The organism is Micromonospora sp. NBC_00898, assembly GCF_045207895.1.
In the GTDB taxonomy this organism is placed as follows: Bacteria; Actinomycetota; Actinomycetes; order Mycobacteriales; family Micromonosporaceae; genus Micromonospora.
This window is the reverse complement of sequence record NZ_CP108775.1, coordinates 6,565,838-6,580,366: the sequence shown is the minus strand read 5'-3', so window position 1 is coordinate 6,580,366 and position 14,529 is coordinate 6,565,838. Positions and strand designations below refer to the sequence as shown.

13 protein-coding genes are annotated in these 14,529 nt (G+C 72.2%); 8 read left to right on the top strand and 5 right to left on the bottom strand.

Annotation, left to right across the window (positions count from 1 at the left end):
• The first annotated feature begins 323 nt into the window (after positions 1 to 323).
• Together OG799_RS32005 and OG799_RS32000 are read left to right on the top strand one after the other, a co-directional pair.
• Positions 324 to 2,702: a M28 family peptidase gene (locus tag OG799_RS32005; protein WP_406046469.1), complete on the top strand. Its 2,379-nt coding sequence runs from the start codon at positions 324 to 326 to the stop codon at positions 2,700 to 2,702.
• A 76-nt stretch (positions 2,703 to 2,778) separates the two neighbouring features.
• Entirely contained in the window at positions 2,779 to 3,273 is a 495-nt protein-coding gene (locus tag OG799_RS32000; RefSeq protein WP_406040527.1) for a class I SAM-dependent DNA methyltransferase, read from the top strand.
• Positions 3,274 to 3,731: 458 nt separating this feature from the next.
• On the opposite strand, the gene OG799_RS31995 is transcribed toward OG799_RS32000, so the two are convergent.
• The 4 genes from OG799_RS31995 to OG799_RS31980 form a co-directional block, all read right to left on the bottom strand.
• Complete coding sequence (locus OG799_RS31995) at positions 3,732 to 4,607, bottom strand: oxidoreductase (RefSeq protein WP_406040525.1); 876 nt, start codon at positions 4,605 to 4,607, stop codon at positions 3,732 to 3,734.
• Between the two features lie 170 nt (positions 4,608 to 4,777).
• On the bottom strand, positions 4,778 to 5,032 hold the full coding sequence (locus OG799_RS31990) for a Smr/MutS family protein (protein ID WP_117664998.1): 255 nt from the start codon (positions 5,030 to 5,032) through the stop codon (positions 4,778 to 4,780).
• Between the two features lie 92 nt (positions 5,033 to 5,124).
• Positions 5,125 to 5,490 carry a tetratricopeptide repeat protein gene (locus OG799_RS31985; RefSeq protein ID WP_406040523.1) on the bottom strand — a complete coding sequence of 122 codons (366 nt, stop codon included), beginning with the start codon at positions 5,488 to 5,490 and terminating at the stop codon, positions 5,125 to 5,127.
• Between the two features lie 89 nt (positions 5,491 to 5,579).
• Positions 5,580 to 6,350 carry an ROK family protein gene (locus OG799_RS31980; protein ID WP_406040521.1) on the bottom strand — a complete coding sequence of 257 codons (771 nt, stop codon included), beginning with the start codon at positions 6,348 to 6,350 and terminating at the stop codon, positions 5,580 to 5,582.
• A 77-nt stretch (positions 6,351 to 6,427) separates the two neighbouring features.
• Here OG799_RS31980 and OG799_RS31975 point away from each other — a divergent pair, with 77 nt between their 5' ends.
• The 3 genes from OG799_RS31975 (at position 6,428) to OG799_RS31965 (ending at position 9,459) form a co-directional block, all read left to right on the top strand.
• A complete protein-coding gene (locus OG799_RS31975) occupies positions 6,428 to 8,065 on the top strand; it encodes an ABC-F family ATP-binding cassette domain-containing protein (protein WP_406040519.1) in 1,638 nt (545 codons plus the stop codon).
• A 38-nt stretch (positions 8,066 to 8,103) separates the two neighbouring features.
• Positions 8,104 to 8,424, top strand: coding sequence for a hypothetical protein (locus OG799_RS31970; protein ID WP_406040517.1), 321 nt, complete (start codon positions 8,104 to 8,106; stop codon positions 8,422 to 8,424).
• Positions 8,425 to 8,733: 309 nt separating this feature from the next.
• The gene (locus tag OG799_RS31965; protein ID WP_406040515.1) at positions 8,734 to 9,459 is read left to right on the top strand and encodes a methyltransferase domain-containing protein; all 726 of its coding nucleotides are present in this window, start codon (positions 8,734 to 8,736) and stop codon (positions 9,457 to 9,459) included.
• Between the two features lie 65 nt (positions 9,460 to 9,524).
• Here the strand turns inward: OG799_RS31965 and OG799_RS31960 are convergent, their stop codons facing one another.
• A complete protein-coding gene (locus OG799_RS31960) occupies positions 9,525 to 10,535 on the bottom strand; it encodes a LacI family DNA-binding transcriptional regulator (RefSeq protein ID WP_406040513.1) in 1,011 nt (336 codons plus the stop codon).
• A gap of 141 nt (positions 10,536 to 10,676) precedes the next feature.
• Here OG799_RS31960 and OG799_RS31955 point away from each other — a divergent pair, with 141 nt between their 5' ends.
• The 3 genes from OG799_RS31955 to OG799_RS31945 are packed head-to-tail and all read left to right on the top strand — an operon-like array spanning position 10,677 to position 14,528.
• Complete coding sequence (locus OG799_RS31955) at positions 10,677 to 12,188, top strand: alpha-N-arabinofuranosidase (RefSeq protein ID WP_406040511.1); 1,512 nt, start codon at positions 10,677 to 10,679, stop codon at positions 12,186 to 12,188.
• 36 nt (positions 12,189 to 12,224) lie between these two features.
• Positions 12,225 to 13,559 carry an ABC transporter substrate-binding protein gene (locus OG799_RS31950; RefSeq protein ID WP_406040509.1) on the top strand — a complete coding sequence of 445 codons (1,335 nt, stop codon included), beginning with the start codon at positions 12,225 to 12,227 and terminating at the stop codon, positions 13,557 to 13,559.
• A 6-nt stretch (positions 13,560 to 13,565) separates the two neighbouring features.
• Positions 13,566 to 14,528 (top strand): carbohydrate ABC transporter permease, encoded by a 963-nt coding sequence (locus OG799_RS31945; RefSeq protein ID WP_406040507.1) that lies wholly within the window; start codon positions 13,566 to 13,568, stop codon positions 14,526 to 14,528.
• Position 14,529: the final 1 nt, after the last annotated feature.

The following is a 14,529-nucleotide window of genomic DNA, read 5'->3' as shown; positions in this document are numbered from 1 at the left end:
CGGGTCACCGCCGCGAGACGCGGGAGATCGCTGGTGATGTCGGGCTCCTTCCGAGTGCCCTGCTGATCCTGTATTAGACAACGGTCGCACACAACACGGCGGCGTCGGCGCAGGCGGGGGCGGGCCGGGCTCACCACCGGATCAGCGATAAAGCGGACGGCCGATGTTACGCCCCGGGGTGGCAGCCGGGCCCGCACGCCGATCGTCCACCGGATCCGGCGGGCGGGAGTCCCGCTCGGGGCCGCCGGGGTGCAGGATGATCCCACCCCTGCCCCCACCCCCGAGGAGTTCCCGTGGGCGCACCCGTCACCCGCCCCGTGTCCGTGGGCGCACCCCCCACCCGCCCCGCCGACCGGGCGCTGGCCCGGCCCCGCCGGCGCCCGCTCGCCGCCGTCGCCGCGCTCGCCGCGCTGCTCGCCGTGGGCGCCGGCGTCCTGGTCGACCTGCGTACCCCGACCCCGCGCCCGGCCGACGCGCCGGCGTCCGACTTCAGCGCGGAGCGGGCGTACCGGAACGTGCAGGTGATCGCGGCCCGGCCGCACGTCGCCGGCAGCCCGGCCAACGACCAGGTCCGCGAACACCTCCTGGGTGTGCTGCGCGGGCTGGGCCTGGAGACCGAGGTGCAGGACACCGTGGCCCCGGAGGCCGGCCAGCTCAGCGGGGCCGCGGGCGGGGCCACCCTGGCCCGGGTGCGCAACGTGGTGGCCCGGCTGCCCGGCACCGACTCGACCGGCCGGGTCTTCCTGGTCGCCCACTACGACTCGGTGCAGTCCGGCCCGGGCGGTAACGACGACGCCGCCGGCACCTCGACCATCCTGGAGGTGGCCCGGGCGCTGACCACCGGGCCCCGCCCCCGCAACGACGTGGTCTTCGTGCTCACCGACGCCGAGGAGGCCTGCCTCTGCGGCGCCTCCGGGTTCGCGTCGAGCCACCCGCTGGCCGCCGACGGCGGGGTCGTGCTGAACCTGGAGGCGCGCGGCTCCACCGGGCCGGTGATCATGTTCGAGACGTCCCGGAACAACGCGAAGCTGGTGGATCTCTTCGGCCGGGCCGCCCCACACCCGGTGGGCACCTCGTTCGCGGTGGAGATCTACCGGGCGCTGCCCAACGACACCGACTTCACCGCCTTCGCGGACCGGAAGTTCGTCGGGCTGAACTCGGCGTACATCGACGGGGGCGCCGTCTACCACACGCCGCTGGACACCCCGGCGGCGATGGACCGCGGCAGCCTCCAGCAGCACGGCGACAACGCGCTCGGGCTGGCCCGGGAGTTCGGCCGGACCGACCTGACGGCGCTGCGCTCCGGCCACGACGCCACCTACTTCCCGGTGCCGGGCGGGCTGGTCCGCTACCCCGGCTGGCTCACCCTGCCGCTGGCGCTGCTCGCCGTGGTCGCGGTCGGCGTGCTCGGCTGGCTGCTGCGGCGACGCGGCCGGGCCAGCGCCGGCCGGCTCGCCGCCGGCTTCGGGCTGGCTCTCGTCCCGGTCGTCGCCGCCCCGCTGGGCGCTACGGCGCTCTGGGCGGCGATCACCACGCTGCGCCCCGGCTACGCCGAACTGCTCGACCCGTACCGGCCGGTCTGGTACCGGCTCGCCGTGGTGGCGCTCGCCGCCGCGCTTCTCTTCGCCTGGTACGCGCTGACCCGCCGCTGGGCCGGCCCGGCCGCCCTGGCGTTCGGCGGGCTGGCGTGGCTGGCCCTGCTCGGGGTGCTGCTGGCCGTGCTGGTGCCCGGTGGGGCGTACCTGGCGACCCTGCCGGCCCTGGCCGGCGCGCTCGCCGGCGTGGCGGCGCTGGCCACCCGGCTCGACGGCCCCTGGCCGGTGCTGGCGGTGACCCTGGCCGGCGCGGTCGGCGTGGTGATCCTGCTGCCCACCGTGGTGCTGCTCTTCCCCGCGCTCGGCATGGCGATGGGCGGGGTGGCGGCGCTCTTCGCGGTGCTGCTCGGGCTGGCCGCGCTGCCCGTGGTGGACCTGCTGCACCCGCAGGCCGGCGGGCAGCGCGGCCTGGTCGCGCTGCGGGCCCGCCGGCTGGGTGCGCTGCCGGCTGTCGCCGCCGCGCTCGCCGCCGTGGTGTTCGCCGGGGTCGGGCTGCGCGTGGACCGCTTCGACGCCGCGCACCCGGTGCCCACCCACCTGATGTACGCGCTGGACGCCGGGACCGGCCGGGCCGAGTGGCTCAGCCACGAGGACGCCCCCCAGCCCTGGACCGACGGCTACGTCGACGGCACGGTCTCGGTGGCGGACGACTTCCCGGGGCTGGGCGACGGCGAGCTGCGGGCCGGGCCCGCGCAGGCGGCTGACCTGCCGGCGCCGAAGGTGGAGGTGCTTTCCGACACCCGCTCGGGAGACCAGCGGGTCCTGCGGGTGCGGCTCACCCCACAGCGCCCGGTCCGCCTGGCCACGCTGCACGTCGACACGTCCACCGCGACCGTGAAGTCGGCGAACGTGGCCGGGCGGGACGTGCCGGTGAAGGCCCGCGACGGCCGCTGGGGCTTCGGGATCGTCTTCCACGCCCCGCCGCCCGAGGGCATCGAGGTGACCCTCACCCTGACCCCGAAGGCGGGGCAGGTGGTGCTGCGGGCGATGGACGCCAGCGACGGCCTGACCGGCGTACCGGGCTTCCGCCCCCGCCCGTCCGATGTCGGCATCGTCGGCTCCCACACCTCCGAAATGCTCGCGGTAGCCCGCACCTACCCGGTGTGACGGGCAGCGGCGGCGGTCGCCACAAGCAGATCGGCACGGCCGGCGCAGTGTTGATCACTGCACTACTGTCCCCGCCATGGGTGCTGACGGCTGGCTCGCCGACACGCGGGCGTCCTACGACACGGTGGCGGAAAGCTATGCCGACCTGCTGCGTGACGCACTCTCTGGTGCGACCTACGAGCGGGCAATCCTGGGGTTGTTCGCCGAACTGGTCCGCACCAGCGGCGGGGGACCCGTGGCCGACATCGGTTGCGGACCGGGACGGATCACCGCCTACCTGCACAACCTCGGTGTCGACGCCTTCGGCATCGACCTTTCCCCCGCCATGATCGACCTCGCCCGGCGTGACCACGCGGGCCTGCGGTTCGAGGTGGGCTCCATGACGGACCTCGACCTCACCGATTCCTGCGTTGCCGGTGTTCTGGCCTGCAAGGCAGGCGTCCAGGGTTCACACCACCTCCGGTGGGCGGGGCCGCTGTTGCAGGTAGCTCCGGGCGCGTGGCAGCGGGTCGTGCGCGTACTGCGCCGGCATTCGGTGGTTGTGAGCGGCGCAGAAGTGTCGAAGTGTTGAGGTGATTGGCAGTAGCTCCCAGCCCGAGCCTGGTTCGTACTCCGCAGTGGCGCGCAGCAACTCGGGCAGGGGCGTCCAGCCATCGTGGTCGAAGGCCCAGCGGTCGTTGCTGATGATCACGTGGCTGACGTAGGGCTCATCGAGCTGACGTAATCCCATGATGCCGAAACCGCCCGAGGCGTACCGCTCGACGGCGACCCAGGCGAGCACATGGCATGCGCCGGCGGCGAAGAACGCCTGGTCCGACCGCTTCCATGACAGCAGTTGATCCACGCGTTCAGCTTGCGTGCGGCGGAACCTGGCCGCAGGAGTGTAGGGCGTCCCCATGCCGGAAGTATCCAGCAAGCACACCAAGGCCATCGGGATCTGGAGGCTGTTGGCCTGTGCCCGGCTGGCGAGCACCTCCAGGGCACATCAGCGGATCATGATAAACGAGATGTCGCCTGCCCGGTGTGGCGCTATTCGAGGCTGGCCAGCTCGTCCGCGGACAGGCGAAGCGCCCCGGCGGCCACGTTCTCGACCAGGTGATCCGGGTTGCCCGTGCCCGGGATGGCCAACACGTGCGCCCCGCGACTCAGCGTCCAGGCGATCCGGACCTGCGCGGGCGTGGCGCCGTGTGCACGTGCGATGGCGAGGACCGCGTCGTTGTCGGCAACACCGCCGGCCTCACGTCTGTCACCGGCAATCGCGAAGAATGGCACGAACGCAATGCCCTGATCGCCACACATGTGGAGGGTTTTGTCGCTGACGCGTTTGTCGATGCCGTACGCGTTCTGCACGCACACGACGGGGGCGATCGCCTGGGCCTGTGCGAGATGTTGCGGGCGGACATTCGAGATGCCCAGGTGCCGAATCAGGCCGGTGTCGCGCAGGTCGGCAAGCGCACCGAAGTGCTCGGCGATCGAGTCGAGGCCGTGTTGGCGCAGGTTCACCACGTCCAGGTGGTCGCGGCCGAGCTGGCGCAGGTTCTCCTCGACCTGCCCACGTAGTTGATCCGGCCGGGCCAGTGGCAGCCAATCGCCGGACGGATCCCGGCCGGGACCGACCTTGGTGGTGATGACCAGATCGTCGGGGTACGGCGCCAGCGCCCGATTGATCAGCTCGTTGGCCGAGCGCAGCGGGGAGAAGTAGAACGCCGCGGTGTCGATGTGGTTCACACCCAGCTCGACCGCACGGCGCAGCACGCCGATGACCCGGTCGCGGTCGCTTGGCGTGCCGAGGTCGAAGGCGGCGCTGCCCGTCAGGCGCATCGCGCCGAACCCGATCCGGTTGACGGTCAAGTCGCCGAGCGTCCACGTACCCGCCGAAGCCGCAGTGATCTCGTGAGTAGGCATCGGACGAACATAGCCACGGCCGCTGACCTGCGCAGTCGGTCGTGTGCCCGATGGTGCCACGCCAAGATCCCTGTTACGTTACTTATGCTCAGGGAGCACTGCGGTCGGGTTGGCCCAGTGCTTGCATCCCGTTGCCGGGGATGGCGTGGGAGGTCCGGAAGCCGGGGCTCCTACTTCCAGCGGAAGTGGATGAAGAGGCGGCCGAAGTTCTTCGAGTCCTTCTCCACCCGGTGGTAGAGCTGCTTGACGTCCTTCTGGTCGAGGAAGCGCAGCACCCGCTTCTTGAGCTGGCCGGAACCCTTGCCGGGGATGATCTCCACCAGCGTGGCCTTCTTCGCCACCGCCTCGTCCATGATCCCGCGCAGCGCGCGGTCGATGTCCTGGCCCTTGTTGAAGATGTCGTGGAGATCGAGTTTGAGCTTCACGGTTCCCATCGTAGGCGCGGCTGGCCGTCAGGCCCGCAGACGGCGAAGGGCAGCCCGCCAGGGCTGCCCTTCGCGTTCGTGCTGGTGACTCGTCAGCGACCGCTGACCCGGCTCTCCACCCGGCGCAGGGCGGTCGTGTAGTCGTTGTTCGTTGAGTACATCGCCGCCGCGATGCGCAGGTGCCGCAGCGCGTCGGCGTACCGGTTCATCCGCTCCAGCGTCCGGCCCAGCACGTGGTGCGCGTAGTGGTCGCTCGGGTCCCGGTCGACCAGCTCACGCAGCTGCTCCTCGGCCCGGTTGAGCTGGGCCGACTGGAAGTACGCGCGGGCCAACAGCTGCCGCACCGAGGAGTTCCCGGGCTCCGCCTCGACGATCGGCTCGAGCAGCCGGGCCGCCCCGGCCGGGTCACCCGTTTCGAAGAACATGGTCGCCCGCCGGTACTCCGCCAGAAGATCCACTCGACCCACCTCCTCGTGTCGCGCCGCCTGAGTTCCGACGCTGGCACAACATCGGCCGCACCGCGAGTGTTCCTGGAGCGGAAGTTGCGTCAGGGGGTCGGGTCGTACCGGTCCCCCATCAGGTCCCAGGCCCGGACACCGCCGACGATTCCGGCCGTGTTCGGGACGACCACGACGTCGTCGCCCATCCGGGCCAGTTGTTCCGGGCGGATCAGCCGGGAGTTCCCCCCGCCCAGGTAGAGCCGGTCCCAGCGGAACACCGGGCGCAGGCCCTCGACCACCTGCCGGATCCGCCGGGACCAGAACGCGTCGCCGAGCCGGCGGCGTTCCGGCTCCCCCACGTACGTGTCGTAGGTGGTGCCCCAGCGCACCGGGGCGTGCGACAGCTCCAGGTGCGGGGCGAGCACCCCGCCGTCGAAGAGCGCGCTGCCCAGCCCGGTACCGAGGGTCAGCACCAGCTCGCAGCCGGCCCCGGCGACCACGCCCGCGCCGTGCACCTCGGCGTCGTTGAGCACCAGCGCCGGGATCCCGAACGCCTCGGCGAGCGCGCTGCGCGCGTCGTACCCGGACCACTCGGCGACCAGGTCCGGGTCGACCTTGCTGCGCGGCCCGGACCGGGTCACGTAGTGCGGGGTCGCCACGACCACGCCGTGCCGGATCATCCCCGGCATGCCGACGGTCACCCGGTCGGCCGCCGGCAGCCGGGCGCCCAGGTCCAGCAGGGTCTTGACGAACAGCGACGGCGGCAACGGGTACGGCGTGGGCACCCGCAGCGGCCGGGCCCGCATCGTGCCGGCGCCGTCCAGCACCGACGCCTTGATCCCGCCGCCCCCGCAGTCGATCGCCAGTGTGGTCACCACGCCCGTGAGTGTCCCTCAGCTCTGTTACGGGCGGAGCCCCGGTCACCGGATCGACCGCCGGTAGGCTCGGTCTTCTCATGAGCGCCACGCTGATCGTCAAGGACCTCGCCGCCGGCCACGGTGACCGGCTGCTCTTCTCCGACCTGGAACTGGTGGTCGCCCCCGGCGACGTGATCGGGCTGGTCGGGGTGAACGGGGCGGGCAAGTCGACCCTGCTGCGTACCCTCGCCGGGCTCCAGCCGGTGGAGCTGGGCAGCGTCTCGCTGAACCCGCCCAGCGCCACCGTCGGCTACCTGCCCCAGGAGCCGGAGCGCCGGCCGGGCGAGACGGTCCGTGACTTCCTGGCCCGGCGTACCGGGGTCACCGCGGCGCAGGACGCGCTCGACACCGCCACCGAGGCGCTCACCGCCGGCACGGACGGCGCCGACGACGCGTACGCGGAGGCCCTGGAACGCTGGCTGGGGCTGGGCGGCGCGGACCTGGACGAGCGCGCCGAGCAGGTCGCTGCGGAGCTGGGGCTGACCGTGGACCTGGACCACCCGATGACCGGCCTCTCCGGTGGTCAGGCGGCCCGGGCCGGCCTGGCCTCGCTGCTGCTCAGCCGGTACGACATCTTCCTGCTCGACGAGCCCACCAACGACCTCGACCTGGCCGGGCTGGACCGGTTGGAGCGGTTCGTGACCGGGCTGCGCGCCGGCACCGTGCTGGTCAGCCACGACCGCGAGTTCCTGACCCGGACGGTGACCCGGGTGCTGGAGCTGGACCTGGTTCAGCAGCAGGTCCGGCACTACGGCGGTGGCTACGCGGCGTACCTGGAGGAGCGGGAGGTGGCCCGCCGGCACGCCCGCGCCGACTACGAGGAGTACGCCGACACCCGGGCAGGGCTGGAGGCCCGAGCCCGTACCCAGCGGGCCTGGATGGAGAAGGGCGTGAAGAACGCCCGACGCAAGGCCACCGACAACGACAAGATCGGCCGCAAGTTCCGCGCCGAGGCGACCGAGAAGCAGGCGGCGAAGGCCAAGCAGACCGAACGGCTGATCGAGCGGCTGGAGGTGGTCGAGGAGCCGCGCAAGGAGTGGGAGCTGCGGATGGAGATCGCCGCCGCGCCCCGCGCCGGCGCCGTCGTGGCCGCGCTGCGCGGAGCCGTGGTACGCCGGGGCGGCTTCACCCTCGGTCCGGCGGACCTGCAGATCGACTGGGCGGACCGGGTGGCGATCACCGGGGCGAACGGCTCCGGCAAGACCACCCTGCTCGCCGCGCTGCTGGGCCGGCTGCCGCTCGACGAGGGGCACGCCGCGCTCGGTCCCGGGGTGGTGGTCGGCGAGGTCGACCAGGCTCGCGGGCTCTTCCTGGGCGACCAGCCGCTGCTGGACGCGTTCGGCGCCGCCGTACCGGAGCTGAACCCGGCGGAGGCGCGGACGCTGCTGGCCAAGTTCGGGCTGCGCGCGGCGCACGTGCTGCGCCCGGCGGCGACCCTCTCCCCGGGCGAGCGGACCCGGGCCGCGCTGGCCCTGCTTCAGGGGCGCGGGGTCAACCTGCTGGTGCTGGACGAGCCGACCAACCACCTGGACCTGCCGGCGATCGAGCAGCTGGAGTCGGCGCTGGCGACCTACCCGGGCACGCTGCTGCTGGTCACCCACGACCGGCGGATGCTGGACGCGGTGACCGTCAACCGGCGGCTGCGGGTGGACGCCGGACGGATCGCCGAGGATTGATTCGTGCCGGCCGGCCCGCGCCGGGTGAGAATGACCCCATGCTCAAGTGGGAGTACGCGCTGCTGGTCCGCCGTCGCCAGGCCGCCACCACCGACATCGGGTGGGAGGTCGTCTTCATCTGGTACGGCCCGGACGGCTCGATGGTCGACGTCACCCCGTACGGCGACACCGCGCTGGCCCACCTGAACCGCGCCGGCGACCAGGGCTGGGAGCTGGTGGCGATGAGCGAGGACCCGTCGCTGCCCGGCAACAACGAGCTGCACCGGTACCACCTCAAGCGGCCGAAGACGGTGGCCCCGCAGCCCCGCCAGCGGATGCGCGGCGCGGGCCGGACGGCCCGCCGGACGATTTCCGGCTGACCCTGCCGCCGCCCCCGGCCGGGGTCGCGCAGCCGGCGCACGCCCGAGGGGCCCGCAAGCGGGGCGGGCCGCCCGGGCGTGTCGCGCCGCGGCGGGCAGGTGTCCGGTGAGCGATATACCGGAGAGTCATGAATATGCCTGACAGGCATATCGCTTGGCGGCGTTACCACCGCGGCGGCCGCCCGCCGTCCGCGCCGGGATCGCCCTCCTTGGGCGTCCCAGCGGCCGGGGGCGTCCCAGCGGCGATGGACTTCCCGATCGAGGCATAACGGTCGAGGATGCGGGTAACGGGCGGCGCGGAGGTGGCTCATGGTCGCGATGGCCCAGTACGCACCCTCGGCCGAGCGGCTGCGGAAGGTCGACGAATTCCTCGCCGAGGCGTGGGCCGACCTGGCGCGCAACGACGACCGGCTGCGCCCGCTGGGGGTGGAGGTGCGCTTCGACCGGGGCGTCGCGCACCTGACCGGCGAGGTCGCCGACCCGGCCGAGCTGCGGCTGGTCCGCGATCTGGTCGGCCGGCTCGGCGGCGTGCTCGGCGTCTGGTGCAAGGTACGCGTCGGCGGCCGGGCACCGGTGGTGGTGGACCTGGGCTGCGGGGCCACCAAGCAGTGGCCGGGCAACCTGGGGCTGGACATCTACCCGGCGCCCGGGGTCAACGCGGTGGCCGACCTCTCCGGCTCGCTGCCGCTGGCCGACGACTCGGTGGACGTCTTCTTCGCGGTGCACATCCTGGAGCACCTGATCGACTTCCTGCCGCTGCTGGACGAGTGCCACCGGGTGCTCCGGCCGGGTGGCGTGCTGCACGTGATGAGCCCCTGGTGGCGACACGTGAACGCGGTGGCCGACCCGACCCACGTCCGGCTGCTGGACGTGCAGACCTTCAAGGGCATCTGCGGTCAGCGCCCGCCGGGCACCCCGCGCTGGTACCCCCTGCACGCCAGCTGCGACGGCGCCTCGATCTTCGCCGACCTGACCCCGCTGGGCCCGGACGACCCGGCGGCCGAGCCGAGCCATCTGGCCCGCTTCTTCGACTGACCGGCCTGGCCCGCGCGCTCCACCCGCGGTCCGGCGAAGGTGAACCGGGCGGGGGCGGCGACCGGTCAGGGGCGGCCGGTGGTGCTCTCGCGGGCGGCCAGGCGGTGGGGGGCGGTGAGTTCCCGGGGCGGGGCCTCGCGATCGCCGTCGAGGCGGCCGGCGAGCAGCTCCACCGCGAGCCGGGCGATGCGTTCCTTGTCGGGAGCGACGGTGGTGAGGGTGGGGATGGAGAACCGGCCGTCCTCGATGTCGTCGAAGCCGGCCACCGCGACGTCCTCGGGCACCCGCAGGCCCGCCTCGTGCAGGGCACGCAGGGCGCCGAGGGCGAGGGTGTCGTTGAAACAGAAGACGGCGTCGGGGCGTACGCCGGTGGAGAGCAGCTCGCGCATGGCGGCGGCGCCGTCCGCGCGGTGCCAGGCCGGCGCGGGCGCGACCAGCTTCTCGTCGTACCCGATGCCGGCCTCTGCCAGGGCGGCGGTGTAGCCGGCCAGGCGCAGCCGGGCGCTGGCGCCCTCGGGGGTGCGCTGCGAGCCGATGGCGGCGATCCGGTGGCGACCCAGCCCGATCAGGTGGGCGGTGACCTCCCGGGCGGCGGCCACGTTGTCGATCACGACATGGTCGGCCGGGCCGTGGTCGACCCGCTCGCCGAGCAGCACCATCGGCATGCCGTCGAGGCCGGCGAGGTCGTCGGCGGCGAGCGCCAGCGGGCTGAAGATCAGGCCGTCGATCATGTGGTCGCCGATCCCGCTGGCGACCTTGCGTTCCTGCTCCGGGCCGCCCCCGGTCTGGTCGATCAGCACCGTCCAGCCGTGCTCGGCGGCGGCCGTGACGACGTGCCGGGCCAGCTCGGCGAAGTAGGGGATGTCCAGCTCGGGGACGGCCAGGGCGATCACCCCGGTCCGCCCCTTGCGCAGGTTGCGCGCGGAGAGGTTGGGCCGGTAGTTCAGCTCGGCGATCGCCTCCTCCACCCGGGCCCGGGTGTCCGGCCGGACGTGCAGGTAGCCGTTGACCACGTTGGAGACGGTCTTCACCGACACGCCGGCCCGTTCGGCGACGTCCTTGAGCCTGTGCCGCACTGCCCACCCTCCCGGTGTCGGTACTGCCGGCACTGTACCGCGTGCGCACCCCTTTACAACGTTGGTTACAACGTTGTAGAAACCTGGGGTACGGGGTGACCGCGGTCACCCCGGCACCGGCACGAGGAAAGGCGGCACCCCTTGCGGAGCGCACAGCTGACGATCGACCCGGCGTTCGCGATCGGACCGGCCGACCGCCGGCTGTTCGGTTCCTTCGTCGAGCACATGGGGCGCTGCGTCTACGGCGGGATCTACGAGCCGGGGCACCCCACCGCCGGCGCCCGCGGCCTCCGCGGCGACGTGCTCGAACTGACCCGCGAGCTGGGCGTCTCGGTGGTCCGCTACCCCGGCGGCAACTTCGTCTCCGGCTATCGCTGGGAGGACGGCGTCGGCCCGGTCGGCGACCGGCCCCGCCGGCTCGACCTGGCCTGGAAGACGATCGAGACCAACGCGTTCGGGCTCGACGAGTTCATGACCTGGGCGGCCGAGGCCGGCGTGGAGCCGATGATGGCGGTCAACCTCGGCACCCGCGGCGTGCAGGAGGCCTGCGACCTGCTGGAGTACACCAACCACCCGGGCGGCACCCAACTGTCGGACCTGCGCCGCAAGCACGGCGCCGAGGAGCCGTACCGGGTGCGGCTCTGGTGCCTCGGCAACGAGCTGGACGGCCCGTGGCAGGTCGGCCACAAGACCGCCGACGAGTACGGCCGGCTCGCCGCCGAGACCGCCCGGGCGATGAAGATGATCGACCCGTCGATCAGTCTGGTCGCCTGCGGCAGCTCCAACCGACGGATGCCCACCTTCGCCTCCTGGGAGGCGACCGTGCTGGAGCACACCTACGAGCACGTCGACTACATCTCCGCGCACACCTACTACGACCCGTCCGACGGCGACCGGGCCAGCATCCTCGCCGCCGCCGTCGACATGGACAACTTCATCACCGACGTGGTCGCCACCGCCGACCACGTGGCCGCCAAGCGGCGGCACAAGCGCAAGCTGAAGCTCTCCTTCGACGAGTGGAACGTCTGGTACGAGTCCCGCCTGAAGGCCGACCTGGACCGGCGCGGCTGGGTGGAGGCGCCGGCGCTGATCGAGGACGACTTCACCGCCGTCGACGCGGTGGTGGTCGGCGACCTGCTGATCACCCTGCTCCGGCACGCCGACCGGGTCGGCGTCGCCTGCCAGGCGCAGCTCGCCAACGTGATCGCCCCGATCCGCACCCGGACCGGCGGGCCGGCCTGGCGGCAGAGCATCTTCCACCCGTTCGCCCTCACCGCCCGGTACGCCCGGGGCACCGTGCTGCGTACGGAGCCGGTCTCCCCCCGCTACGAGACGAAGAAGTACGGCGACGTGCCGGTGCTGGACACCGTCGCGGTGCACGACGACGAGACGGGCGCACTGGCCGTCTTCGCGGTCAACCGGGGTGACACGGACCTCCCCCTCGACCTCGACCTGCGCGGCCTGCCCGGCCTGCGCCCCGAGCAGCACCTCACCCTCGCCGCCGGGTCCGACCCGACGGCCACGAACACCGAGGCCGAGCCCGATCGGGTGACGCCCCGGGAGCTCACCACCCCCACCTCCGACGGCGGCCGGTGCACCGTGGCGCTGCCCGCCTGCTCCTGGAACCTGCTGCGCTTCGCCCCTCAGCGCTGACCAGGCAAACTCATCCCGTCCCCCAAGGAGAACCGCATGATCCAGAACGAGTTGAGCCGGCGCCGCCTGCTCGGCCTCGGCGTCGGGCTCGGCGCCGCGGCCACGCTGACCCTGGCCGGCTGCGGCGGCGGCAGCAGCAGCCCCGGCGGCTCCGCCGCCGCCGGGAACGGCGGCAAGGACTACACCGGCCCGAAGGTCGACCTGAAGCTGTGGAACGGGTTCACCGGCGGCGACGGTGACATCTTCAAGAAGCTGGTCGAGCAGTTCAACAGGGAGCACCAGAACATCGCGGTCAGCGTGATCACGTACCAGTGGGATGACTACTACAGCAAGCTCCCCGGCGCGGTCTCCAGCGGCAACGGGCCGGACATCGCGGTCATGCACATGGACCAGCTCGCCACCTTCGCCGCACGCGGCGTGATCACCGAGCTGGACGACGTGGCCAAGGCCTTGGAGCTGAGTGAGGGCGATTTCGCCCCGACGGTCTGGAAGGGCGGCATCTACCACGACAAGCGGTACGGCATCCCGCTGGACATGCACCCGCTCGGCTTCTACTACAACAAGGCGGTGATGCAGAAGGCCGGCCTCGACCCGAACAAGCCGCCGACCACAAAGGACGAGTACACCGCCGCGCTGACCGAGCTGAAGAAGTCCGGCGTGCAGGGCTTCTGGGTCAGCCCGTTCCAGTTCACCGGCGGAATGACCTTCTATTCGCTGCTGCACCAGTGGGGCGGCACCCTCTTCGACTCCGACGTCGCCAAGGCCACCTTCAACTCCGACCCGGCGGTCGAGGCGTGCACCTGGCTGGTCGACATGATCAAGCAGGGTTTCTCCCCGGCCAACGTCGGCCAGGACGCCGACTACCTGGCGCTCAAGAGCGGGAAGAACGCGTTCAACTGGAACGGCATCTGGCAGATCAACGACCTGAAGAAGAGCTCCGCCGTGCAGTGGGGCGTCGCGCCGCTGCCGCAGATCGGCAGCCAGCAGGCCGCCTGGGCCAACTCGCACAACTTCACCATCGTCAAGCAGCGCAGCGCGGACAACAACAAGGTCGCCGGGGCGAAGGTCTTCATCAACTGGCTCAGCCAGCACTCGCTGGACTGGGCGAAGGGCGGCCAGGTGCCGGCCCGCAAGGCGGTCCGGGAGAGCGCCGACTTCAAGGCCCTGACCGAGGTCAACGCGCTCGCCCCCGAGCTGGAGTACGCGGCCTTCCCGCCGGCCGCCCCCGGCCTCGGCGAGGTCATGACCACCTTCTACAACTCCTTCAACGAGGCGGCGCTGGGCAAGAAGTCGCCGAAGCAGGCGCTCGACGACGGGGTGGCCAAGGCCAACAAGCAGCTCGAGGACAACCGCAAGAAGTACGGGAGCTGATCCGTCGTGGCGGACGTGATCGAGGTCGGGGCGGCGCGCGGTGACGCGCCGCCCCCGGCGGGGCATACCCGCCGTCGGGGGGTCACCGAGCGGGGGCACCGGGCCACCCCGTACCTCTTCCTCGCGCCGTATCTGGTCCTCTTCGGCGTGTTCGGGTTGGCGCCGATCGTCTTCGGGGTGTGGATCAGCCTGCACCAGTGGGACCTCCAGCTACCGAACCGGCCGTTCATCGGGCTGGACAACTACCAGGACCTGTTCTCCAGCGACTCGGCGATCTACGGGGACTGGTGGTCCAGCGTCCGGGCCACGGCGCTCTTCACGGTCTTCTCGGTGCCGCTGCTGGTGGTCGTACCGCTGGGGTTGGCGCTGCTGCTGAACCGGTCGTTCCCCGGACGGACGTTCTTCCGGGCGGCGTTCTTCGCCCCGTACGTCCTGGGCGTCGCGGTGATCGGCCTGCTGTGGCGCTTCCTGCTCGACGCGAACCTGGGCCTGGTGAACGGGCTGCTCGGGGCGGTCGGGCTGCCCTCGGACACCCCGTGGGTGACCGACGTGCCGTGGGCCTGGGTGTCGCTGGTGGGGGTGACGATCTGGTGGACCTGCGGCTTCAACGCGGTGATCTATCTGGCCGGCCTGCAGGACATCCCGACCGAGCTGTACGAGGCGGCGCGGGTGGACGGCGCGAACGGCTGGGACCGGTTCCGGCACGTCACGCTCCCCGGCCTGCGCCCGGTGCTGCTCTTCGTGCTGACCACCACGATCCTCGCCTCGGCGAACGTCTTCGGGCAGTCGTTCCTGATCACCCAGGGCGCGCCGGGCGAGCAGACCCGGACGGTGGTCTGGCGGATCGTGGACGAGGGGCTGCGGGACTACGACGCGGGTCGGGCGGCCGCGATGAGCGTGCTCTTCGCGCTGATGCTGGCGGTGGTCAGCATCGTCAACTTCCGGCTGTTCCGGTACCGGGAAGACTGAG

Coding starts and splice junctions, on each gene's coding strand:
- OG799_RS31950 (WP_406040509.1), top strand. CDS start 12,225: ATGATCCAGAACGAGTTGAGCCGGCGCCGCCTGCTCGGCCTCGGCGTC.
- OG799_RS31965 (WP_406040515.1), top strand. CDS start 8,734: ATGGTCGCGATGGCCCAGTACGCACCCTCGGCCGAGCGGCTGCGGAAG.
- OG799_RS31995 (WP_406040525.1), bottom strand. CDS start 4,607: ATGCCTACTCACGAGATCACTGCGGCTTCGGCGGGTACGTGGACGCTC.
- OG799_RS31970 (WP_406040517.1), top strand. CDS start 8,104: ATGCTCAAGTGGGAGTACGCGCTGCTGGTCCGCCGTCGCCAGGCCGCC.
- OG799_RS32000 (WP_406040527.1), top strand. CDS start 2,779: ATGGGTGCTGACGGCTGGCTCGCCGACACGCGGGCGTCCTACGACACG.
- OG799_RS31975 (WP_406040519.1), top strand. CDS start 6,428: ATGAGCGCCACGCTGATCGTCAAGGACCTCGCCGCCGGCCACGGTGAC.